The organism is Vibrio sp. (genome assembly GCF_984391705.1).
The window spans coordinates 1-22,558 of record NZ_CFHWOM010000027.1 but is presented as its reverse complement, the minus strand read 5'-3'; the positions used below and the strand labels follow the sequence as shown (position 1 = coordinate 22,558).

Below are 22,558 nucleotides of genomic sequence, written 5' to 3'. Positions count from 1 at the left end.
AGCTTCAATCGGACAAAGTGGCACAAATATCCGCTTCTATCGAAGAGATGGCTGTTAGCATCCAAGAGGTGGCGACAAAGTCAGCAGATGCAACGGCTCAAGCGCAAGATGCGGGTATAAAAGCGAATTCTGGTGGTCAAATTGTATCTCGCACTATTGAAGGTATGACGTCTATTAATGAAGCTGTTTCTGCTTCCTCGAACAGTGTGGCCGAGCTCGGTAAACGCGGAGCTCAAATTGGTGAGATCATTAATGTGATTAATGATATCGCCGAGCAAACGAATCTGTTAGCGCTCAATGCTGCTATAGAGGCGGCGCGCGCTGGGGAAGCTGGTCGAGGTTTCGCGGTGGTGGCTGATGAAGTTCGCGCATTGGCTGATAGAACAACGAGTGCGACAAAAGAGATTGGTGAGTCAATAGAAGCGATTCAGAGTGAGACCCAAGAAGCGGTTCAACGAATGGAATCTGGGACAACGCATGTTCATGAAGGACTATCTCTGGCGAAAGAAGCGGGTAATAGCCTAGAAGATATTGTGAGTGGTGCACAGGAGGTTGCTGGGATGATTGACAGTATAGCCGCGGCAGCAGAGCAGCAATCTCTCGCAAGTGGTGAAGTGGCCAAAAATGTCGAAAGCGTATCTGAAGCTTCGCAAAACGCTAACCACCAAGCAGGCACTGCGTCAGAATCTGCGCAAGACTTAGCAAGTAAAGCCGAGGCGCTGAAACAAATGGTCAACCAATTCAAAGTTTAGCTTGGTACAACGAAAAAACGCTTCTCAAAGAAGCGTTTTTTTAATCATTTAACCTCAAATAGTAGGTATGCATCATGCACACCTTGAATCAGCATCTGCATTCCAATGACTGTTAAAATCAAACCCATTAACCGTGTGACAATGCTGATGCCGCTTTCCCCGAGTTTATCAACAAGCTTGGGTCCAAATAGAAAGCAAACAAAGGTTATTGCACAAAGAACGGCAAAAGCTGAGATAGTCACGACGATATTTAACATATTTCCCGATGCCGAGTAATTCATGGCGGTAGCAATAGTCCCGGGGCCGGCTAGTATCGGTAGAGCAAGCGGTGAAATAGCAACATCTTTATTCGGTTCTTCTGGTTGGTCGGAGTGAGAATGTAGCTTTGAAGAGCTGCCTTGAAGCATGTGGTAGCCGACCAGGAATACCAAAATGCCACCTGCTAGGCGAAGGGCGGGTAGAGTAATACCAAAGGCTTCAAATATACCCTTACCAAGTAAACAAAAAGCGGCAACAATAAAAAACGCGGTGACTAGGGCCTTAATTGCGGTTGCCTTTCGTTCGCTAGGTGACTGCTCTCCTGTCATCCCGACGAATACGGCGGTATTGGCCACTGGGTTCATCATGGCGAAAAAACCCATAAAGACGGTCACAGCCGTCGTAGTGATATCATGCATAGTACAATGATCCTGCTTAGTTTTGTGCCGATTAATCAGAACATTAGCACGCTTTATAAGCGCTCTCTATAGCCAAGAAGCGTGAATTTCATTGAAGCGTTCAGGCTTTGAAAAATAGTATCCTTGGAGTTTGTGAACGCCCATCTCAGCAAGGTATTTGGCTTGCTGCTCTTGCTCAACTCCTTCAGCGACCATCTGCACATCGAGGCGGTGACCAAGTTCAATAATTGTATTTAATACGGCTGAATTGACGGTTTCGACACCAATCGTATCTACAAAGCATTTATCAATTTTCAAATAGTCAAATTCTGTCTGTTGAATGACGGATAATGCCGTATGTCCCGTGCCAAAGTCATCGATTGATACTTTAATCCCGTTTTTTCTCAGTGTTGTGAGAGCCTGCCTGCCAATTTCATCGAGCATTTGGCGCTCAGTAATTTCTATGGTCAGGGTAGTGTTAAACTGCTTAAATTTTTCCGCGTAAGAGATGAGTGTTTTTAGGTGTCCGTCATCATGTAAATACGAAGGAGGTACGTTGATTCCTAACGATGTGGAAAGTTGTCTGTTTGCTTGACTGATTTCGTCAAAGGCGAACTTGAGAACATAGTCAGTAATGTCATTGATCAGCAATTGTCGTTCAGCAAGAGAAATGAAAATATCGGGTCTTACGAGGCCTAGAGTTGGGTGCTGCCAGCGGATTAATGCCTCTAACCCACGGAGTTGATGAGAGTGGCTGTCTACAATGGGCTGATAAACTAAGAATAGCTCTTTACGATTTAGTCCACTTTTCAAATCAGCAGCCAGATCTTCACGTTGGCTAAGTTTGCGCATTACCAAGTAGAGGATGCCGGAAATTAACAGTGAAAGAGGAAAGCTCATCGCTAAACCAAACAGCATTGAACGATTGACGTAGTCAGGGCTAGCTTCAACGAGTAATAGGAATCCGTACTGCTTTGACTTCAACGTTTTGTGGATGTAACTAGAATGAAAAGGGCGTGAACTTGGGTACACTTTCTCGCCGAACTTAGCCGTTATGCGTTTAATCTTGTCATCTTCGATGTGTAAAATTCTATCGACTAAATAACTTTTGTCGATGACTGCGAAAACGCCATTTCGCCCCCCTTCGTGAATGGAGTTAGCGACTACAATAGTCCGCTGTTCAGGTTTGTTTTCAATATCATAAAGAAAAACGCCAGATTTGATTAGGTTGCCATTGAGTATAGGCGTCACATCAACATTTACGATACCTCTCTTAGAAGAGCAGATAGCGATGTTATCTCGAACGATAATGAGTTCTCGCAAGTTGCTTGCGAACAGAAGTTTCTCACCTATAGCTTCGCAACTGCTCAAGTGATTCATCGCGAGCGTAGTATCAATTTTTATCTCGGAAATGACGTCTTCAATGCGGTCGACATAGTTTGCACCAGCGGACCTAAGCGTATCTTTTACCCCATGATAAGCGATGTAAACAGACACAGGGGTAACAATGATTAGGGGGATAAGCAAATAGGCTAGCAGTGATTTAGTAGCAAATGTGAGCTCAGAGCTGGTGGATGTGTTCATACAGTCCTAAATCATGATTCATTGGTGTACTAAGCGTAGCTCAAAATTATAAAACCATTGTTATCTTCTTGATATTTATGTAGTCGTGCTCGTTTGGTTTTTAACAAAGAACTTACATAAGGTTTGAGTGTATGGCGGGAATATAGCCAGCCATACAACTTTTATTGCTTCGACTTGCGTAACGCGAACCAAGCCAAAAGTGTCCACCCTATGGTTTGAAGCCAAAGTTGGCTATAGGGCAATTTCACGTCACTCCAACTTCCGCCCATTTGGTTAATAGTAAGAAAACCTTTAATAGCTGGCGTACTTGGAAACAACTGAGATAACCAAACCATGGGTTGAGGGATGGATTCCACGGGCCAGATGAATCCAGCACTGAATACCAAAGGCATCGAACTTATTAAGATGACTAAAGTCACAAGCTCCCGTCGAGGTGTAAGAGCGCCAACCCAGAGCCCAATGGCACATGAGGCTATTAGGAAAGGCAACAGCAGTGACAATAAGTCGGTCGCATGAGCCAGTTGACTGACGCTGTGCATGGTAAAGCTCGCACCGAAATAGTACATACTTAAGCCGTAGTAAATAAGTGTGAGTACGCTGACCCTTGCGAGCATGAGTTTACTGGCAGAAACTCGACTCCAATAGCCTCTGCCATGCTTTTGCGTTCCAACCATAAGGCCGGAGGCCATAGCCATCGTTTGCTGCAAGATTAATACGAATACAGCAGGGACCACATAGTCAACATAGCCCATGCGAGGATTAAACGTCGGTTTCAAATTGAGTTTTGTCGCTGCGTATTGGTTTGCCGCTTGTGATAGAGGCTCTCCTTCAAGCACCAATTTAGCGACCTTGGTTTCCGCTGATAATGTGCCTCCTGCCTGCGCTAGTCCTTCGACGATAGTGCCATAGACAAGGAAATAGGAAGCATCACCTGCGTATGATAGGGTAGGGCTTTTCCCTAACAGTAAATCTTTATAGAAATGCTCAGGGATCACTAAAATCCCGCTTACCTTACCCTCAAAAAAAGCTTCTTTCGCAGCCGCGATAGTATGGTCTCGCTGAACAATATTGACTTGGGGCGTTGCGTCGACCATGCGCTCGAGTTTGAAACTGGTTTGGCTCATATCCAAGTTTACTACACTAATTTTTTGCTCTCGCGGGGTCTGATGACTGTAGGGCAAAGGGTAGAGGAATGAATAAAAAAGCACACCTCCAAACACGGTAAGAATCACTACAGGGTTTGTCAGCAGAGCTTTGATTTCTGCTTTGAGTAACAGGGCAAATCTCATGCAACCTCCCGTCGTTGTTCTTCATTCAGATGTTTGCGAATTAGGAGCATGCAAACTAAAACTACAACGAAATAACCCAGCATTGGTGAAAGGTGTTTGAGTGAGTCCCACCAAGGTAGACCATAACTCACTTGGCTAACCTGCACTTCGATATAATGGCTAATGGGTAACAGGCTTCGCCAAAATTGAGCAAGTGTGCTCATGTTGCCGACAGGGAAGGTAATACCCATGAAAGCAAAACTTGGTGCCGTGAAGGCGCCAGCAAAACTCATTGCCCTAGCTGGGTCGAGTGTAAGGAAGAAAAACATACTGCCCATCACCATACATGCAAAAATCGTTGCTAGTTGAGCAAAAATAATCACCAGTAAACTGCCATTCATCGGCCACTTAAAGCCCAGATAAAACCAGCAAAGAAATGCGAAACCTTGTAGTGCAAACACCGCAGAATAAGGGGCTAGAGTAAAGCACAACTGCGTAAAGGCCCTCTTGCCAAGCCAGGGCATTAAGCCTCGATCTCTATGGTTTGCTGCAAGTACAAGAATGGTAGTGACAACAATAACAATCTGCCAAAGGGCAGGGATGATAGCTGACACAAGAAACTGAGCATAATTGGAGTTCTTGTTAAACAATGGCGTTATCTGCGTACGAACAGGTACCGCTTTTCCCATGGCTAGCAATAGGGGAGTGTCTCCTTGCAACAAACCCGAACCGGTGCTTAGCTCAGCGTTAAATGTCCCTTGAGCTTGAAGAAAAGCCGAGTTAATCAATTTTCCTACCAAGATCATTTGGCTGTTGTAAAACACGCTGACTTGGGGGGCTAACTGTTTTAACGTGTTTTGCTCAAATTGAGGAGGGATTACTGCGTATGCGTATACATCGCCTTGCACCAATGCCTGTTTAGCTTGTTCCACACTGGTAAAATGATGACTAACGTCCATTGCTGGTGTCGCGTCGTAGTAGCGAATCAGTTTTTCAGAGAGCACGCCATTGTCAAAGTTCACGACGCCGATAGGTAAATCACGCGCTATTCCTTGTGAAAAAATCGACCATATCATTACAGCCAAAGCAATGGGTAACCAAGTTAAGCTTGATAGCAACCATCGATCGCGACGCACGATCGATAGCTGAGATACCTTAGACGTTGTCATAGCGGCGATCTTAGTTTAGCTCTACAACGAGACTCATACCCATACGCAGACTCTCTTGAGGATCCACAGGACGAGCTTCGACTTCAAAAGTACGCAAATCAAAGCCTTGAGAGGCATCGGTAGAGCGCCAAGTTGCAAAGTCGCCCATTACTGCGACATGCGTGACTTTGAATTCTACTGATTTATCTAATGCTGGCAGATAGGCATTAAAGGTTTGGCCTTTATTAAAGTATTTCAGCCAGTCTTCACGCACATTAAGTACGGCCCAAGAGTCTTTGGTATCGATGACGGTGACAACAGGAAAGCCTTGCGGTGCTAACTCGCCACTTTGCAGTAGAACTTGAGATACTTCACCATCAAACCAGCTTTCGATTGCGGTGTCTTTTGCATAGGCTTCGACTTCGGCGACAGCGCCCGCGGCCATGCGCGCTTTTTCGGCGGCTGCGACTTTAGTTTCACTACGCGCGCCTTCTTTTGCCATTTGGTACATTTGGAACGCAGCGCTTTCAGTATATTTTGCAGCATCCCACTGAGTTTTCGCTTCGTCGCGTTTTTGTTCAGCAACTACGCCATCGCTGAAGAGATTATTGACTCGAAGATAAGTTTTCTCCATCAATGCTGCGGCCGCTTTTGCTTTCAGCCATTGATCCTTAGCAGCCTGAATCTGTTGAGTTCGAGCTCCTTTTTCGGCTTCAAGAGCCAGCGCGCCAGCTGCCTTTTCTCCCGCTTTCGCTTGCTCTAATTTAGCTTCGATCTCAGGGCTATGTAGAGTGAAAATTAATTCACCTTTTTCAACGGAATCGCCTTTGCGAACTAAGACTTGATCAATTCGGCCTGGAACCTTGGACGAAATACTATACTGCTGAGATTCAATCTGTCCTTGCAAGCGCACTGGCTTTGGCTGATACGCTTGGTAAAAACTGTACCCAACCCAAGATGCTAGCGTGACTGCTGCGACGGTCAGTACCAATGGTTTAGCTTTTTTCATCTTGAATCCTTAAAAACTCGAAACTGGGGTAGAGGTTTGCTGATATTGATTAAATGCGTTCATTTCATTTGAAAGTGCAAGCAGTTTGGATAGCGAGATCAGGTAATTGAAACTGGCGGCTGCTTTTTGAGTTTGTACGCTCGCGATGTAGAGTTGTGCGTCTACAACATCTGTGGAAGTCGATAAACCTTGAGTGAATGCTTTTTCTCTTAGTTTCAGGTTCTCCTCAGCAAGCTGAATACTTGATGCGAGTCCCTGAACTTCTTCTTGGGCTTGTTGAGCTTCAAGATAGGTCTTTTGAACGAGTACAGAGAGATCTTGTTTAGCTTGGGCTTTTAGAAACTTGACTTGAGCAACCGCACTTTTGGCGGCTTGCACATGGTCACTGCGTCCATGGGAGTCAATCAGGGGAATATTGACACCAATCCCGACCAACCAGTCTGGTTTCATTTGGCTTGCAAGAGAGTCATCTTCATAAAGGCTATAATCTCCGTACAAATAAACCTCTGGGTAATACTTCCCTTTTTCTGCTCTGATCAAGCTGTCTGCTTGTTTTTGTTTTGCGTCGAGTAGAGCTAAGCCCGGATAGGTGTCTAACGTTCGATCTATAAATGCACTGAGAGGGGGAAGAGACGTATTGATAAACAAAGAGTCTGATGGTTCAACCGCCGCTGTTTGATTGAGAATTTGAGTGAGCGCAGCCTGAACGATGTCGAGTGACTTTTGCGCTTTTTTTCTTTCGATGATCGCTTTGTCTAAAGCAGACTCCGCTTGTAAACGTTCAACTCGCGCGATTTGACCTTGTTGCTCAAGCTTAAGTGCGTTGTCACGATGTTTAGTTAGTCCATCTTCAACCAATTGGCGTGTTGTTAGTACTTCTTCAGCAAGCAGTACGGAAAAGTAATATTTGCTGAGGTCTTCAAAGCGAGCTTGAGTTTCCATAGCCAACTCACTCTGAGCTTGCTCTTTTTTACCTTCAGCAGCCGACTGAGCAGCATTGATTCTGCCGCCAGTAAAAATTGGCCAGACAGCACGAATTGATGAGCTAAAGATATCGCGTTCAGTGATGGTGGACGTAATACCGCCAACACTTGCTAACAGAGGATTTAACGGCCCTAGGTTGGGCAGAGGTTGGCCAGTGCTTTCAAACAATTGTTCGCCTGATACGGTTACATCAGTATCAAGTCGAGTGTAGTTTGCACCTAGAGTTACAGAAGGTAGATTTAAACTGTCGGTTGCGTTTTGTAAATGTTCATAGCGGTCTACATTGGCACGTTGCGCTGCGAGTGAATTGTTCCCTTGTTGCAGAACTTGCCATGCTTGTTCAAAGCTGATGGCTGCAGCGTTAGATGCCACGGAATAGGATAGGCCAAGACAACCAATGATTAGCGCTAAGGGACGCATCGACATAGTAAATGTACTCAAGCTGTTAAAAAATAGAGTTTATACTCTAATTGTAAAAGGGGCAACGAGTTTAAATCGTAGCAGAGTGCGGATTTAGGGACAGAAAAAACAAATATTTTTATTGAGAAGGCATAAAAAAGGGACACCGAAGTGTCCCGAAATGATTAATTGGCCAATTTTATTGCGCTACTTTTTTAGGAGAAGCTTTCAGCTTTTGGAACAGCTTTACAAATACAGGGCTGAATAGAACAAGCACTGCTAAAATCGTAAAGGTCATTGTAATAGGACGTTCCCATAAGAAACTTAATTCACCATCACTTATCATCAGAGCTCGACGTAGGTTTTCTTCCATCAAACCACCAAGAATGAAACCAAGCAGTAGTGGCGCGAGTGGGAAGTTCGCTAACCTCAATGCAATCGCAGCCATCGCAATCAACAACATGATAAAGACATCCATGGTGTTGAAGGATACAAGGTAAACACCAGTGATAGAGAAGAACAGAATCATTGGCAGTAATACGGTTCTTGGCACTGCGAGTAGTTTCGAAATGTACGGGATCAGTGGTAGGTTCAAGATAACCAGCACAATGTTACCAAAGTACATAGAAATGATAACCGACCAGAAAACATCCGGGTGCTCAACAAATAATCGTGGTCCTGGTTGGATGCCATAAGCGATTAGTGCACCGAGCATGATAGCTGTTGTTCCTGAGCCTGGGATGCCTAGCGTAAGCAGAGGGACAAATGAACCACTTGAAGCTGCATTATTTGCTGACTCTGGTGCCACTAGACCGCGAATACTGCCTTTACCAAACTCTGCTTTCTTCTCTTTTGGCGCTAAGTTACGCTCCATACCGTAGCTTAAAAACGCTGCGATTGTCGCACCTGCACCTGGAAGCACACCAGTAAAGAAACCTAGAATGGATGAGCGGATTGACACTGGTGCCACATCTTTAATCTCTTCCTTAGTCACTTTCATGCTGCCAATGTTGCTTAGTTTGCTTTGCTCGTCATTACGTGTGTCTTGCTCTGGTTTTAGAATTCCCATTAAGGTTTCGCCTAGGGCAAAGGTCGCCATTGCAAGCAACAGGAAGCTAAATCCGTCCATTAAGTCAGTTAAGCCAAAGGTGAAACGCTCAACACCAACGCCCTTATCGATACCAACGGTTGATAGCATTAAGCCTAGAACTGTCATCATCCACGCTTTGATTACTTGACCTGGGCCGGCAAACGCAGCAACTGCAGAAAGGCCAAGAAGCATCAACGCGAAGTAATCAGATGATTGGAAGCTCAGTGATACGCTTGCAAGAGCTGGGGCCGCAACCAAAAGCATAATCGCTGAAAGTGTGCCACCTGTAAAAGATGAGTATGCTGCTAGTGCAAGCGCTTTACCTGCTTGGCCTTTTTGCGCCATTGGGTAACCATCGAAAGCGGTAACTACAGTTGAAGAACAGCCTGGTGCGTTGATTAGAATTGATGAGGTTGAGCCACCAAATACAGCGCCGTAGTAAACGCCAGCCATTAAGATCAGTCCAGAAGACGGGTCTAGGCCGTAAGTAATTGGGATCATAAGAGCGATTGCTGAAATCGGACCTAGACCTGGTAACATACCAATAAAGGTACCCACGAAACAGCCAACGACCACCATCATGATGTTCATCGGCATAACTGCGGTCGAAAGACCTTGTAAGATTCCATCTAACATATTGTTTTCCCTATTTAATTACGACCACATAGTGAAAATAACACCAGGTTCTAGGTAGATATCTAGTGCCTGGGTGAGTAGTAGATAAAAAGCAATCACAAATGGGAATGAAGCCCCGAATAGAACCTTTTTACGTCTTTCACCAAGTAGGTAGAACCCAGAAAGCAAAAAGAAACTGGTTGCGAGTACAAAACCTAGGTAAGTCAATCCGACACCGTACAGTGCCATTAAAGTGATGAAGCCGATAAGTAGTTTCCAATTGAAATCTAATACTGCTCCACTTTGGTTATCTGGCTTTCCTGATACAAGGAGAAGTAGAGATAAGCCTATCCCTGCAAAGGTGAGTAAGGTCGGTAGAGTACGGGCGGTAAACGGTTCATACTCATCACCAGGAAACATTGGGATCTGTGTGGTTTGGTAGCCATAGCATAGGCATACGAGAAGAAATATCATCGCACCAACACGATCACGGCACAGGAGGTTTTCTTTGCTAAAGAAATTTCCTTTATTGAAAGAATTCGTTGGCAAATCCGACATATCCAACTCCATTTGTATTTAGGAAAGAAAAAAGCCGTACATAAGAGCTAATGAGCATGTATTCATTAACAAATTAAGCGTCATTGCTGCTAGTCAACTTGGCTTAAATGTTTACAACAACTATAAACAAGGAGATTGAAAGTATTCTTATGTACGGCGAAGAGGGAGAGAGTGACCGCGAGGCCACTCACTAAATGGTTACTTCAAGAAACCAAGCTCGCGCATTAGGTCACCCATCTGCTTTTCTTGATCCTCTAGGAAAGCGTAGAAGTCTTTGTCCGCTTTATAGTTGTCAATCCAACCGTTGCGGTCTCGAACCACTTGCCACTCGTCTGTCTTGTACATCTTAGTTAGCGCAGCATTCCACTCGTCGATTTTTGCTTGTGAAGCGCCAGGGGCTGCAAAGAATCCACGCCAGTTAGCGAAAACAGTTTCGTTGCCGTATTCCGTTAGAGTTGGGATGTTTGGCGCAGCGTCAAGTCGCTTAGGTGCAGTGACCGCAAGAACTTTTACTTGGCCAGATTTCGACATCTCTAGTACTTCACCAAGGCCTGTCGAAAGCAGTTGTGTTTCACCTGAAAGTAGAGCCGCCATCGCTTTACCACCTGCATCATATGCGATGTAACGTACTTTCTTAGCGTCAAAGCCTTCGCCTTTAAATGCTGCTGCAACCACTAAGTGGTCCATACTACCGCGTGCAGAGCCACCAGCGATTTTCACTTTACGAGGGTTAGATTCAAATTCTTTAACCACATCTTCCCACGTGTTGTACTTAGAGTCAGCAGACGTAACGATTGCACCGTAGTCGGCAATGGTCGCTGCAACAGGCGTTAGATCACGGAAAGATTGTGGGAAAATGCCAGTAAGTGATCGAACAACGATTGGCGTTGAGTTAACCATCAAAGTATCTTCTTGACGCTGTGCAGTTTCAATAAGGTGGGCAATTGCTTTACCACCGCCACCGCCTGACAGGTTTTGGAAAGAGACGTTGTCGACGATGTCTGATTTAACAAGTACATCACCTGTGCCACGAGCAGTCATATCCCAACCGCCACCAGCACCACCAGGGATTAAGAAGTGGATTTTTTCAAGATCCGCTGCAAGAGCATTAAATGAAAAAGACGCAGCGATAATTGAAGCCGCTAGGGTTGGTTTGAGTACCTTAAACATGATTCACGTTCCTTATGTAGCGCATGCTTCTCTTTGGAAACACACTTATCGTTATCAAGAATCTATCTACAAGGGAGGGAGACTTGTTAATAGATGGGTTTAAGGTTAATGGAGTGTTAAAAGTCTGTCTGCAATGCGTTGATAAAAACAATAATGGTCATTTAGTGAGTTTTGTTCATAAAGTTCACTAGTTGATTTATAAAATACGGAATGTTGTTTTGTATGGATTTTTGCGTTATAGATTAGTGAGCTAGCACGAAAAGTTAAAATTTAATGCCATAGAGTGCATAAAGAAGTGCTATGCAATAGCTACACTATTAGTGCTAATTGACTAGGGTCACGATTTAACCTCATTAGAAAGCCATGGAGGGCTTGCAGTTGGTCGGCTTAAAAAATAACAATCAAAGATTTTCGATTCGTTTTACGGTTGGAACCTTGTTTATCATTGCAACAGTGATTACTTCACTGTTCGCAATTGGATTACAGTACGCGTTCACTAAGCAGATGTCTGAAGAACACGTATTGAGTAAACTGGTCATGGCGACGACAGATGTAAGTGAATACATTCAAGACGTCGACCTGAACGCCAAAAGTAGTGCTCGTATTCTGAGTAGTCTATCTAAAACCATTGATCATCAGTTTAGTGAATCGGAGACAAAAGCGCTTTTGGTTCAAGTGCTAAAAGATAATCCTTTATTTTACAGTATTTATTTTGGTACTGATGATGAATACTTCTATCAAATCATTAACTTAGAATCTTCTTCCATAGTAAGGCAAAGGATTGAAGCCGGGCCTCGAGATCGCTGGGTGGTTATCCGTATTACTGGAGATGAACAAAATCGAATACGAGAAACACACTATTTTACCGAGCAGTTCGAGTTAACCAATGCTAGAACTCAAGCAAGCAACTACTTTCCTACCCGAAGACCTTGGTATTCAGGCGCAAAATCCCAAGATGTTTTTAAAACAGAACCTTATCTCTTCAAGCACTTAAAAATCACTGGTCAAACTTATTCGATAAAAGCGAAAACGGCAGTAATAGGGATAGATATCGTTTTGTCATCGATCAGTTCTAAGTTGACCCCTGAATCACTTGGTTTGCCTTCTGGATCTGGCGTCGAGGCTTATGTTTTTCACCAATCAGGAGAAGTTATTGCGTCGAATCAACATCACGAAGAGACCAAACAAGCTCCCGTATCTCGTTTACGCCTTTCTTTACTGGAGCAAGAGATAATTCGTTCGAAACCCAATTTATTGATTTCAAATCAACTAGATTGGCGACCTTACGACTATGCACGAGCCGGAGAGCCACAAGGCTATTCTGTCGAGCTTCTTCAACTGATGGCTAGCAAGCTCGGGCTAAAACTTGAGTTTATCAATGGTTTCGACAGTGCTTCTCTCTACGGCAAACTTCGCAGCAACGAATTGGACCTCGCACACTCTTTAACTGGCTTATATAAAGGCGCGACGCAACTTCTACTATTTGAAGAACCGTTGGCACTTGCAACGCAATCGAAATCCTTGCCAGGCGTTCAGGAAATGGTATTTGGTGTCCTTGCCGGGCACGACTTTAGTGATCAAATTAAGCAAGTGAATCCGAACGCAAGAGTTAAGGTATTTGATGATAGCCGTGATGCACATCAGGCACTTATCAAAAGCGAAATCAATGTCCTTGTTGATACTGAGCGCGCCCTAACTCAATTAGAGCAAACAACCCGCACCTCCATTTATTTGCACCCATTTTTTAACCAAAGCAAGGTGCCATTTTATTTAGCTGTCAATGATCGTCACCGAGACTTGCTACCATTGTTTTCCAAGGCGCTACAAACGATAACGCCAAGTGAGTGGAACCGACTAGAAGAAAAATGGTATCAACAAGTTCATGACAATCGCATACCCCATCAAGAGCTTTACGACTTGAGTCGCTCTGAAATGTTGCAAGACACGATTCAACATAAAAAACTGAATGGAGAATCTGCTTTTCTTTATGTCAGTGCCCTTAATGAGCAAGATAACCGCAATACGGAATATTTAGCGGTCGTTGTTCCTGAGTCGATAGTCATGGAGCAGGTATACCAGCGTCTCTACACGACAGTGGGTGTCACAATTCTTGCGATGTGCGCATTACTTCCTGTTGCATGGATCTTTGGTTCTCCAATCGTGAAGCCAATTCGCCAACTTACTCAACAAACGAAAAAAATTAAACGTCGGGAATTTGATCAAGTTAAGTTAGTGGACTCAAACATTAAAGAAGTGTGGCACTTATCTAAATCGATCCAGGAGATGTCACAAGAGATTAAGCGTCACGAAATTCAGCAGCAAGAGTTCGTCGATGCGTTTATCCAGCTTATAGCGCAAGCGATTGATGATAAATCTCCGTATACCGCCGGGCACTGTAACCGTGTTCCAGAACTGGGAATGATGCTAGCTAAAGCCGCTGAAGAGTCGACACAAGGAAAGTTTGCCGCATTTGGTTTTGAGAATGAAAACCAGCGACGCGAGTTTAAGATTGCTGCGTGGCTGCACGATTGTGGCAAGATTACAACACCCGAACATATTGTCGATAAAGGAACAAAGCTCGAAGCAAACTATAACCGTATTCACGAAGTAAGAATGCGATTTGAAGTGCTTTGGCGAGATGCAGAAATTGCATTCTTACAAACTCAGCTTTCAGGTTCCATGGGTAAGCAGGAGGCGTTAGAGCAACTGCATGAGAAAAAACGCAATTTGCAAAGTGACTTCGAGTTTATCGCATCGGCAAATGTCGGCGGCGAGTTCATGAGTGACGATAAAGTGGAGCGTATTAAGCAAATAGCCGAACAAAGTTGGCAAAGACACTTTGATGATCAGCTAGGGCTTTCTCCATTCGAAGAGCTAAACAGAACGAAAAGCGAAGCAGCCTTGCCAGCCACAGAAAAACTACTGAGTGATAGACCCGAACATATTATTAAGCGTATTCGCCCCTTGGTGTTTGACCCAAGTTTTGGCATTAATGTTGAGGTGCCTGAGTATCAATATAACTTAGGTGAAGTATATAACTTATCAATAAGCCGCGGTACGCTTACAGCAGAAGACAGATTTAAGATTAACGAGCATATGATCAGCGGAATTAAGATGCTTGAGGCTCTGCCGTTCCCTGCTGAGCTGAGTAAGGTTCCACGGTATGCCTCAACTCATCATGAAACGCTGAAAGGGACGGGCTATCCACGTAAGTTATCGGCTGATGATCTCTCTATTCCTGAGCGCATCCTTGTTATCGCTGATATCTTTGAAGCGCTAACCGCAGCAGATAGACCTTATAAGAAAGCTAAGCCAGTCAGCGTAGCAGTCGATATTTTGCATAAAATGGCTTTGGACCAACACATCGACATGGACCTGTTTAAACTGTTTTTAGAAAGCGGTGTTTATCAAACGTATGCTGAGCAATTCTTACCTGAGAGCCAAATTGACGAAGTGGATATCAGCCAGTATTTGTCAGAGCAGAAAGTCGCTTAGTTAATATAGAGGCGTAAAGCTAAAGAGTACCAAGCTGATTGGTACTCTTTTTATTTGGCTGCGCTTTCCACCAAAACTATTTTTGCGTTGCGGTAAGCTAAACGCATGCTTTCGACTTCATTTTGTCGATTCAGTAGCTGTTCAACACTAGGGAGAATGACAAAAAATATTAACGGCTCTTTATAAAGCTCTTTCCAGCCGTGTTTAACATCCACCTTCTTATAAGCTTGTAGATTGACAGTCAGGACTAAACTTTCACTTGGTAAAGCGGAACCCTTGAACTGTCCCAATTCGTGTACAGCACCCCATAAGGTATCTAACGAACGCTCGTTGGTGCTTTTTAAGAACAACTCAACTTCCAAGGTTTCTGGTGCGTTTGTAGCAGAAACTGCCAATCTACTTGTGGTTCGCTGGCCTTCAACAAAAGGTAAATAGTCCAAATTATTGTCGACAATCTCGTTAGTCATTGGACAAAGTTGAATTGATTCCTCTGGCTGTTGGCTAGCATACAACTCACAAGTAAATTGTTTAATGAGTTGTTCTAGACTGTAGTGAAACTCGCTTCCGTACAGATCTTGTGGGCCAATACCTCTATTGCCAATAATCTCTGCAAACAAGGTCGCAGCATTGCTATTTACCAGCTCTTTACTCGCTAAGGGAATTACTCGATTTTCTTTGACGGCTCGCTTTAAGACATTATTTGATTCAATAACGGTTGTGCCGTCGGAAGAGTATATGGCATCCCGAATGGTGGGATAGTGTGGCTTTCTTGCGGAGTCTAGAAAGTTTGAGCAGCCTAGTAAAGAAACTGTAATGGCCACTATGCCAAGGGATCGAAAAGGGTAAAGGTGCATAAACAACAACGCAAGAAGTATGATAGGCCTATATTAAGCGTTTCATATATCTCCGTCATTACCCAAGTCTCTATTATGCGCAGTTGATTTACCTTATCACGTTTGTAATTGAAGAACTGCTCAGTAAGACCTTAGTCTAAATTGTCGACAATTTACTTGATTGTCGACAATTTAATAGTCTATTTTATATTCAGGTTAAGAAATTGTTGACACTCTGTGAGGGTGTCGAATCGAGTCTGAATATGAATGTAGAGCTAAAGCCACAATTTAAAACAATGGCAAATGACAAAGAACATACCAAGTCTGAGTCACTCACTGAGTCTCTTGTAGAAGCGATTGTCGCAGGCGATATTGAGCCTGGCAGCAAGATTTCAGAGCCAGAACTTGCTAAGCGTTACCAGGTCAGTCGAGGTCCACTCCGTGAAGCGATGATGAGATTGGAAGGTTTAGGTCTGATTGAACGAATCCCTCATGTTGGCGCTCGTGTAATTTCCCTTTCACCGGAAAAATTGATTGAGCTTTATGCGGTTCGAGAAGCGCTAGAGGGGATGGCCGCTAGGCTCGCCGCACGCTACATCACTCAGGAAGAACTACTCAGCCTTGAAACTTTATTGTCGACACATTCCCGTCATATCGAAGAGGTGGAAGGCTCTTCCTATTTTCATCAGCATGGTGATTTTGACTTCCATTACCGAATTATTAAAGCGAGTAGAAACAGTAAGTTAATCGGCTTGTTATGCAATGAGCTTTACCACTTGTTGCGCATGTATCGTTACCAATCGCCAAGGTCACAATCACGGCCTGTTGAAGCGCTAAACGAACACAAATTTATTCTTCAGGCGATTCGTAATCGTGATGAAGAACTCGCGGAAATGTTAATGCGTCGCCACATCTCTGGTAGCCGCAAACTGATCGAACAACAAATACTAACGGACTAGAGGATAACAACATGAGTTTATCTCCGGGGGCGAAGTTTAGACTCGCTGTAGAGCAAAACGATCCACTGCAAATCGTTGGCACCATCAACCCTTATTGCGCCATGATGGCAAAAAACTTAGGTCACCAAGCGATTTACTTATCGGGCGGTGGTATTGCAAATGCGTCTTATGGTTTACCTGATTTGGGTATTACCACTTTGAATGATGTGTTGGTTGACGTTGACCGAATTACTAACGCTTGTGACTTACCATTACTGGTCGATATCGACACGGGTTTTGGTGGTGCGTTTAATATTGCCCGTACGATTAAGGCGATGGAAAAAGCGGGGGCGGCTGCGGTTCATATGGAAGATCAAGTGGCACAAAAGCGCTGTGGCCATCGACCAAATAAAGCCATTGTTAGCCAGCAAGAGATGGTGGATCGCGTGAAAGCGGCGGTTGATGCTCGTAATGATGAAAGCTTTGTCATTATGGCGCGAACGGATGCGTTAGCTGTTGAGGGGATGGATAGCGCCATTGAGCGTGCTATTGCTTGCGTAGAGGCGGGAGCTGACATGATCTTCCCAGAGGCGATGAACGAGTTAGAGCAATATCAAACGTTTTCCACTGCATTGTCTCAGGCTACAGGCAAACATGTTCCGATTTTGGCCAATATTACCGAATTTGGACAAACGCCCTTATACGGCGGTGAAGAGTTAGCTAAGTCAAAGGTCGACATGGTGCTTTATCCACTGAGCGCATTTAGAGCGATGAATAAAGCCGCGGAAATGGTCTATAAGCACCTTCTTGAAGTGGGTAACCAAGAAGCGTTAATTGACTCAATGCAGACCAGAAAAGAATTGTATCAACACCTTAACTATCATGATTATGAAGATAAGCTCGACCAGCTTTTCTCTGAAGGTAAGTAATCAATAGGGAAGCTCAAGAAAACATAATTTACCTTAATCCAATAACGTGAACACCTGACCAATAATCGCCCCAACAAGAGGGCACAGTCAGGCAGAAAAGGAGTTCTATCATGCCTAATGAACTAGGTGGAGCCGGCCTACGTGGCCAAAGCGCTGGAAGCACAGCTTTATGTACTGTCGGTAAAACGGGGACAGGATTAACCTACCGAGGTTATGACATTACTGATTTGGCGAATAATGCCCAATTTGAAGAAGTGGCTCACTTGCTGTTACGCGGTCACTTACCTAACCAAGCCGAGCTAGATGCTTACAAAACGCGTTTAGTGAGTTTGCGCGGTTTACCAGACTCGCTTAAGCAAGCGTTAGAGCTGTTACCCGCATCTGCTCATCCGATGGATGTGATGCGCACGGGTTGTTCGGTACTTGGTAACCTTGAGCAAGAATTAGGCTTCTCAGAGCAGCTTGATGCAACTGAAAGAATGCTGGCGTTATTCCCTGCGATTATCTGTTATTGGTACCGCTTTAGTCACGATGGCGTTCGCATCGACACTCAAGATCAGAGTGAAGATTGCATTGGCGGTTATTTCTTAAAAATGCTGACAGATAAAGCGCCAAGTGAGCTTCATAAGCAAGTGATGCATTGCTCGTTAATTTTGTACGCAGAGCATGAGTTTAATGCGTCAACGTTCGCGGCACGTGTCTGTGCTTCCACTCTATCCGATATTCATTCTTGCATTACCGGAGCAATTGGAACATTGCGAGGCCCATTACATGGCGGTGCTAATGAAGCCGCGATGGAGATGATCGAAAATTGGCTGACGCCGGAAGAGGCTGAAAGCAATATTATGCGAATGCTGGAAAACAAAGAGAAGATCATGGGCTTTGGCCATGCAATCTATCGCGAAAGTGATCCTCGCAATGCGCTGATAAAACGTTGGTCTAAAGAGCTGTCAGATGCAGTGGGTGATACCCATCTCTACGCGGTGTCTGAGCGAGTGGAATCTGTAATGAAGCGTGAAAAAGGCCTGTTCTGTAATGCGGACTTTTTCCATGCCTCGGCCTATCACTTCATGGATATTCCAACCAAATTATTTACGCCAATTTTTGTGATGAGCCGTCTCACAGGTTGGGCTGCACACGTGTACGAGCAGCGAGCAAACAACCGAATCATTCGACCAAGTGCGGACTACACAGGCCCAGATCATCAAGATTGGGTTCCAATCGAACAGCGTTAATCAAAGAGCAAGCAGCCTTGTATCGATAGGTATGAGGCTTGGCTAGCAATCAGAATTGCATTGGAAGCATCGCATGAATATCAATAAACAGTACCGAAAATCGCTTCCGGGCACTCATTTAGACTATTTTGATGCCCGAGAAGCCATAAATGACATCTCTCCCGGCGCGTATGATACGTTGCCTTATACCTCCCGAGTGCTTGCTGAGCAATTGGTGCGTCGTTGTGAGCCAGCGACACTTACCGATAGCCTGAAGCAGCTTATTGAGCGCAAACGCGATCTCGACTTTCCTTGGTATCCAGCACGCGTGGTTTGCCACGATATCTTAGGTCAAACGGCTTTGGTTGATTTGGCGGGTTTGCGCGACGCCATTGCTGAGCAAGGTGGAGATCCGGCCAAGGTCAATCCAGTGGTTGAGACTCAACTCATCGTCGATCATTCATTGGCTGTTGAACACGGCGGGTTTGAACCTGATGCGTTTGAAAAGAACCGAGCTATCGAAGAGCGTCGCAACGAAGACAGATTCCACTTTATTGAATGGTGTAAAACCGCGTTTGAAAACGTCAGCGTTATTCCCGCTGGCAATGGCATCATGCACCAGATTAACCTAGAAAAAATGTCGCCTGTGGTGCAAGCGAAAGAGGGCATAGCCTACCCAGATACCTGCGTGGGTACTGATAGTCATACGCCCCATGTTGATGCACTGGGCGTCATTGCCATAGGGGTAGGTGGTCTTGAAGCGGAAACCGTGATGTTAGGTCGCCCATCCATGATGAGACTGCCTGATATCGTGGGTGTACATCTGACAGGTAAACGCCAACCGGGGATCACCGCGACCGATATCGTATTGGCGATCACTGAGTTTCTTCGCCAAGAACGTGTGGTGTCATCTTACTTGGAGTTCTATGGTGAAGGCGCTCGTGATTTGACGATTGGCGATCGCGCGACTATCTCGAACATGACCCCTGAGTACGGCGCGACCGCTGGCATGTTCTACATCGATGAGCAGACGATCAATTACCTGAAATTGACGGGGCGTGATGATCAGCAAGTGGCTTTGGTTGAGCAATATGCGAAGCAAACCGGACTTTGGGCAGACGACTTAGAGAGTGCTCAATATGAGCGTGTGCTTGAATTTGATCTCTCATCAGTGACTCGTAATATGGCTGGGCCGTCTAACCCGCATCGTCGATTGCCAACCTCTGAGCTTCAATCCCGTGGAATATCGGGCGAGTGGCAGGAGAGAGAAGGTGAGCTGCCAGACGGTGCTGTGATCATTGCTGCCATCACTTCTTGTACAAACACCAGCAACCCAAGAAACGTGGTGGCCGCCGGTTTGGTGGCTAAGAAAGCCAATGAACTGGGGCTGGTGCGCAAGCCTTGGGTGAAATCTTCGTTTGCACCGGGCTCAAAGGTCGCCAAGCTTTACCTCGAAGAAGCAGGACTACTGCCAGAGCTAGAGAAATTGGGCTTTGGTATTGTGGCCTATGCTTGTACGACCTGTAACGGTATGAGCGGTGCGTTAGATCCGAAAATTCAGCAAGAGATCATCGATAGAGACCTCTACTCTACAGCGGTGTTATCGGGCAACCGTAACTTTGACGGACGCATCCACCCATATGCCAAGCAAGCATTCTTGGCTTCACCACCTCTGGTTGTTGCTTATGCGTTGGCTGGAACAATTCGATTTGATATTGAAAGAGATGCGCTAGGCCAAGATGCCAACGGCAAACCGATTTATCTTAATGACTTATGGCCGAGTGATGAAGAAATAGATGCGGTAGTTGGCCAGCATGTTAAACCGGAGCAATTCAACCAAGTTTACATTCAGATGTTTAAACTGGATGAAGGTGAGAAGAGCCAGAGCCCACTCTATGATTGGCGTCCTATGAGTACCTATATTCGCCGCCCACCTTATTGGGAAGGCGCGTTAGCGGGTGAAAGAACCCTATCAGGAATGCGTCCGTTAGCGGTATTAGGTGACAACATTACTACCGACCACTTATCTCCCTCTAATGCCATTTTAGCCAGCAGTGCAGCAGGGGAATATCTTGCCAGCATGGGCGTGCCTGAAGAAGACTTCAACTCCTACGCGACTCACCGAGGCGACCATTTAACCGCGCAGAGAGCGACCTTCGCTAATCCAAAACTGTTTAATGAAATGGTCAAAGAGAAGGGTGAAACCGTACAAGGTTCACTCGCAAGAGTAGAGCCAGAAGGCCAAGTCACGCGGATGTGGGAAGCCATTGAAACCTACATGCAGCGTAAGCAGCCGCTAATTATCGTTGCTGGCGCAGACTACGGTCAGGGCTCATCTCGTGACTGGGCCGCGAAGGGCGTAAGGCTAGCAGGCGTCGAAGCAATCGTCGCAGAAGGATTTGAGCGCATCCACCGCACAAATCTCGTTGGTATGGGCGTTTTGCCGCTGCAATTTAAGCCTGGAGTGAATCGCAATACCCTTAACTTAGATGGCACGGAAACTTACGACGTGATTGGCCAAATTGAGGCAGGTAAGGATTTAGCCCTAGTGATTACGCTAACAAGCGGTGAAAAAATGGATGTGCCAGTCACATGCCGACTGGATACTGCTGATGAAGTGCTGGTCTATAACGCTGGTGGCGTGTTGCAGCGCTTTGCTCAAGACTTTTTAGCCCAGTAACGGCTTATCAGGAGATGACTATGAATGTTTCGATTCCGAGTCAAATGAAAGTCCCGGCCACCTACATGCGTGGCGGTACGAGTAAAGGGGTGTTTTTTAGTTTGCAAGACTTACCCTTAGAGGCGCAGGTGGCAGGCAAACACCGAGATGATTTGTTACTGCGAGTGATAGGCAGCCCTGATCCCTATGCTAAGCAGATTGATGGTATGGGAGGGGCAACTTCTAGCACCAGCAAAACTGTCATTGTGAGCAAGAGCCAAAAGCCAGACCACGATGTCGACTATCTGTTTGGACAAGTGTCCATCGATAAGCCATTTGTGGATTGGAGTGGAAACTGTGGCAACTTGTCCGCTGCTGTTGGTCCGTTTGCTATTCATGCTGGATTGATTGAGCAAGAACGCCTACCAGAGAACGGCATTATTGAGGTTCGTATTTGGCAAGTTAACATCGAGAAAACGATTGTCGCTCATGTGCCAGTCGTCAATGGCATGGTTCAAGAAACCGGTGATTTTGAGCTTGATGGTGTCACCTTTCCTGCCGCGGAAATTCAAGTGGACTTCGAGAAACCGTCTGGTGGTGAAGGCAGTATGTTTCCAACAGGGAACCTGACTGATGAGCTTGATGTGCCAAGCGTTGGCACCTTCAACGCGACGTTTATTAGCGCTGGGATACCGACTATCTTTCTGGATGCAGAAGCCCTGGGCTATACGGGGACAGAGCTTCAAGATGACATCAATAATGATGATGCCGCTTTGGCTAAGTTTGAAGCTATTCGAGCTTATGGCGCATTAAAAATGGGCCTGATTGAAAGGATAGAAGAAGCACAAAGCCGCCAACACACACCTAAAATTGCGTTTGTTTCACCGCCTCAATCTTATGTCGCGTCAAGTGGCAGCCAAGTCGAGAAAGGTGACGTGGATTTGCTGGTTCGCGCTTTATCCATGGGTAAGTTACACCACGCAATGATGGGCACCGCAGCGGTGGCGATAGCCTCTGCGGCTTGCGTTCCTGGTACGGTGGTTAATCTCGCGGCGGGAGGTGGGCAAAAAGACTCAGTGACCTTTGGTCATCCTTCTGGAACCTTAAAAGTAGGCGCTGCTGCAACACAAACTGAACAAGATTGGTTCGTCGACAAAGCCATAATGAGCAGAAGCGCTCGTATAATCATGGAGGGCTTTGTGCGTGTTCCCTCCAATATTTTTGAATAATTCACTTGCTGTAAAAGTGCAATGTCAG

General features: G+C 45.3%; 17 protein-coding genes. 7 read left to right on the top strand and 10 right to left on the bottom strand.

The window, feature by feature from the left end:
• Window positions 1-752: methyl-accepting chemotaxis protein (locus AC4MRV_RS13840; RefSeq protein ID WP_491187919.1), on the top strand; the 752-nt coding region annotated here is incomplete at its 5' end.
• Window positions 753-796: 44 nt separating this feature from the next.
• Here the strand turns inward: AC4MRV_RS13840 and AC4MRV_RS13835 are convergent.
• The 9 genes from AC4MRV_RS13835 to AC4MRV_RS13795 form a co-directional block, all read right to left on the bottom strand.
• Window positions 797-1,429 carry a MarC family protein gene (locus tag AC4MRV_RS13835; RefSeq protein ID WP_491187918.1) on the bottom strand — a complete coding sequence of 211 codons (633 nt, stop codon included), beginning with the start codon at window positions 1,427-1,429 and terminating at the stop codon, window positions 797-799.
• A 66-nt stretch (window positions 1,430-1,495) separates the two neighbouring features.
• Window positions 1,496-2,992 (bottom strand): EAL domain-containing protein, encoded by a 1,497-nt coding sequence (locus tag AC4MRV_RS13830; protein ID WP_491187917.1) that lies wholly within the window; start codon window positions 2,990-2,992, stop codon window positions 1,496-1,498.
• Window positions 2,993-3,153: 161 nt separating this feature from the next.
• Window positions 3,154-4,281 (bottom strand): ABC transporter permease, encoded by a 1,128-nt coding sequence (locus tag AC4MRV_RS13825; protein WP_491187916.1) that lies wholly within the window; start codon window positions 4,279-4,281, stop codon window positions 3,154-3,156.
• Window positions 4,278-5,429: an ABC transporter permease gene (locus AC4MRV_RS13820; RefSeq protein WP_491187915.1), complete on the bottom strand. Its 1,152-nt coding sequence runs from the start codon at window positions 5,427-5,429 to the stop codon at window positions 4,278-4,280. Before AC4MRV_RS13820 ends, AC4MRV_RS13825 begins: the two co-directional genes overlap by 4 nt.
• A gap of 10 nt (window positions 5,430-5,439) precedes the next feature.
• Window positions 5,440-6,417 carry an HlyD family secretion protein gene (locus AC4MRV_RS13815; RefSeq protein ID WP_491187914.1) on the bottom strand — a complete coding sequence of 326 codons (978 nt, stop codon included), beginning with the start codon at window positions 6,415-6,417 and terminating at the stop codon, window positions 5,440-5,442.
• A gap of 9 nt (window positions 6,418-6,426) precedes the next feature.
• Entirely contained in the window at window positions 6,427-7,827 is a 1,401-nt protein-coding gene (locus tag AC4MRV_RS13810; RefSeq protein ID WP_491187913.1) for a TolC family protein, read from the bottom strand.
• 172 nt (window positions 7,828-7,999) lie between these two features.
• Window positions 8,000-9,526 carry a tripartite tricarboxylate transporter permease gene (locus AC4MRV_RS13805; protein WP_491187912.1) on the bottom strand — a complete coding sequence of 509 codons (1,527 nt, stop codon included), beginning with the start codon at window positions 9,524-9,526 and terminating at the stop codon, window positions 8,000-8,002.
• An 18-nt stretch (window positions 9,527-9,544) separates the two neighbouring features.
• Entirely contained in the window at window positions 9,545-10,063 is a 519-nt protein-coding gene (locus tag AC4MRV_RS13800) for a tripartite tricarboxylate transporter TctB family protein (protein WP_491187911.1), read from the bottom strand.
• Window positions 10,064-10,261: 198 nt separating this feature from the next.
• A complete protein-coding gene (locus AC4MRV_RS13795) occupies window positions 10,262-11,233 on the bottom strand; it encodes a tripartite tricarboxylate transporter substrate binding protein (protein ID WP_491187910.1) in 972 nt (323 codons plus the stop codon).
• Between the two features lie 363 nt (window positions 11,234-11,596).
• Here AC4MRV_RS13795 and AC4MRV_RS13790 point away from each other — a divergent pair, with 363 nt between their 5' ends.
• Window positions 11,597-14,728: an HD domain-containing phosphohydrolase gene (locus tag AC4MRV_RS13790; RefSeq protein WP_491187909.1), complete on the top strand. Its 3,132-nt coding sequence runs from the start codon at window positions 11,597-11,599 to the stop codon at window positions 14,726-14,728.
• A 50-nt stretch (window positions 14,729-14,778) separates the two neighbouring features.
• Here AC4MRV_RS13790 and AC4MRV_RS13785 read toward each other — a convergent pair whose 3' ends face one another.
• Entirely contained in the window at window positions 14,779-15,549 is a 771-nt protein-coding gene (locus AC4MRV_RS13785; RefSeq protein WP_491187908.1) for a hypothetical protein, read from the bottom strand.
• A gap of 275 nt (window positions 15,550-15,824) precedes the next feature.
• On the opposite strand from AC4MRV_RS13785, the gene AC4MRV_RS13780 reads away from it, so the two are divergent.
• The 5 genes from AC4MRV_RS13780 (at window position 15,825) to prpF (ending at window position 22,530) form a co-directional block, all read left to right on the top strand.
• Window positions 15,825-16,520: a GntR family transcriptional regulator gene (locus AC4MRV_RS13780; protein ID WP_491187907.1), complete on the top strand. Its 696-nt coding sequence runs from the start codon at window positions 15,825-15,827 to the stop codon at window positions 16,518-16,520.
• A gap of 11 nt (window positions 16,521-16,531) precedes the next feature.
• A complete protein-coding gene (prpB, locus tag AC4MRV_RS13775; protein ID WP_491187906.1) occupies window positions 16,532-17,428 on the top strand; it encodes a methylisocitrate lyase in 897 nt (298 codons plus the stop codon).
• Window positions 17,429-17,538: 110 nt separating this feature from the next.
• The gene (prpC, locus tag AC4MRV_RS13770; protein ID WP_491187905.1) at window positions 17,539-18,663 is read left to right on the top strand and encodes a bifunctional 2-methylcitrate synthase/citrate synthase; all 1,125 of its coding nucleotides are present in this window, start codon (window positions 17,539-17,541) and stop codon (window positions 18,661-18,663) included.
• Between the two features lie 73 nt (window positions 18,664-18,736).
• Window positions 18,737-21,322 carry a Fe/S-dependent 2-methylisocitrate dehydratase AcnD gene (gene acnD / locus AC4MRV_RS13765; RefSeq protein WP_491187904.1) on the top strand — a complete coding sequence of 862 codons (2,586 nt, stop codon included), beginning with the start codon at window positions 18,737-18,739 and terminating at the stop codon, window positions 21,320-21,322.
• A gap of 20 nt (window positions 21,323-21,342) precedes the next feature.
• The gene (gene prpF / locus AC4MRV_RS13760) at window positions 21,343-22,530 is read left to right on the top strand and encodes a 2-methylaconitate cis-trans isomerase PrpF (RefSeq protein WP_491187903.1); all 1,188 of its coding nucleotides are present in this window, start codon (window positions 21,343-21,345) and stop codon (window positions 22,528-22,530) included.
• Window positions 22,531-22,558: the final 28 nt, after the last annotated feature.

Coding starts and splice junctions, on each gene's coding strand:
- AC4MRV_RS13835 (WP_491187918.1), bottom strand. CDS start 1,429: ATGCATGATATCACTACGACGGCTGTGACCGTCTTTATGGGTTTTTTC.
- AC4MRV_RS13830 (WP_491187917.1), bottom strand. CDS start 2,992: ATGAACACATCCACCAGCTCTGAGCTCACATTTGCTACTAAATCACTG.
- AC4MRV_RS13825 (WP_491187916.1), bottom strand. CDS start 4,281: ATGAGATTTGCCCTGTTACTCAAAGCAGAAATCAAAGCTCTGCTGACA.
- AC4MRV_RS13820 (WP_491187915.1), bottom strand. CDS start 5,429: ATGACAACGTCTAAGGTATCTCAGCTATCGATCGTGCGTCGCGATCGA.
- AC4MRV_RS13815 (WP_491187914.1), bottom strand. CDS start 6,417: ATGAAAAAAGCTAAACCATTGGTACTGACCGTCGCAGCAGTCACGCTA.
- AC4MRV_RS13810 (WP_491187913.1), bottom strand. CDS start 7,827: ATGTCGATGCGTCCCTTAGCGCTAATCATTGGTTGTCTTGGCCTATCC.
- AC4MRV_RS13805 (WP_491187912.1), bottom strand. CDS start 9,526: ATGTTAGATGGAATCTTACAAGGTCTTTCGACCGCAGTTATGCCGATG.
- AC4MRV_RS13800 (WP_491187911.1), bottom strand. CDS start 10,063: ATGTCGGATTTGCCAACGAATTCTTTCAATAAAGGAAATTTCTTTAGC.
- AC4MRV_RS13795 (WP_491187910.1), bottom strand. CDS start 11,233: ATGTTTAAGGTACTCAAACCAACCCTAGCGGCTTCAATTATCGCTGCG.
- AC4MRV_RS13790 (WP_491187909.1), top strand. CDS start 11,597: ATGGAGGGCTTGCAGTTGGTCGGCTTAAAAAATAACAATCAAAGATTT.
- AC4MRV_RS13780 (WP_491187907.1), top strand. CDS start 15,825: ATGAATGTAGAGCTAAAGCCACAATTTAAAACAATGGCAAATGACAAA.
- prpB (WP_491187906.1), top strand. CDS start 16,532: ATGAGTTTATCTCCGGGGGCGAAGTTTAGACTCGCTGTAGAGCAAAAC.
- prpC (WP_491187905.1), top strand. CDS start 17,539: ATGCCTAATGAACTAGGTGGAGCCGGCCTACGTGGCCAAAGCGCTGGA.
- acnD (WP_491187904.1), top strand. CDS start 18,737: ATGAATATCAATAAACAGTACCGAAAATCGCTTCCGGGCACTCATTTA.
- prpF (WP_491187903.1), top strand. CDS start 21,343: ATGAATGTTTCGATTCCGAGTCAAATGAAAGTCCCGGCCACCTACATG.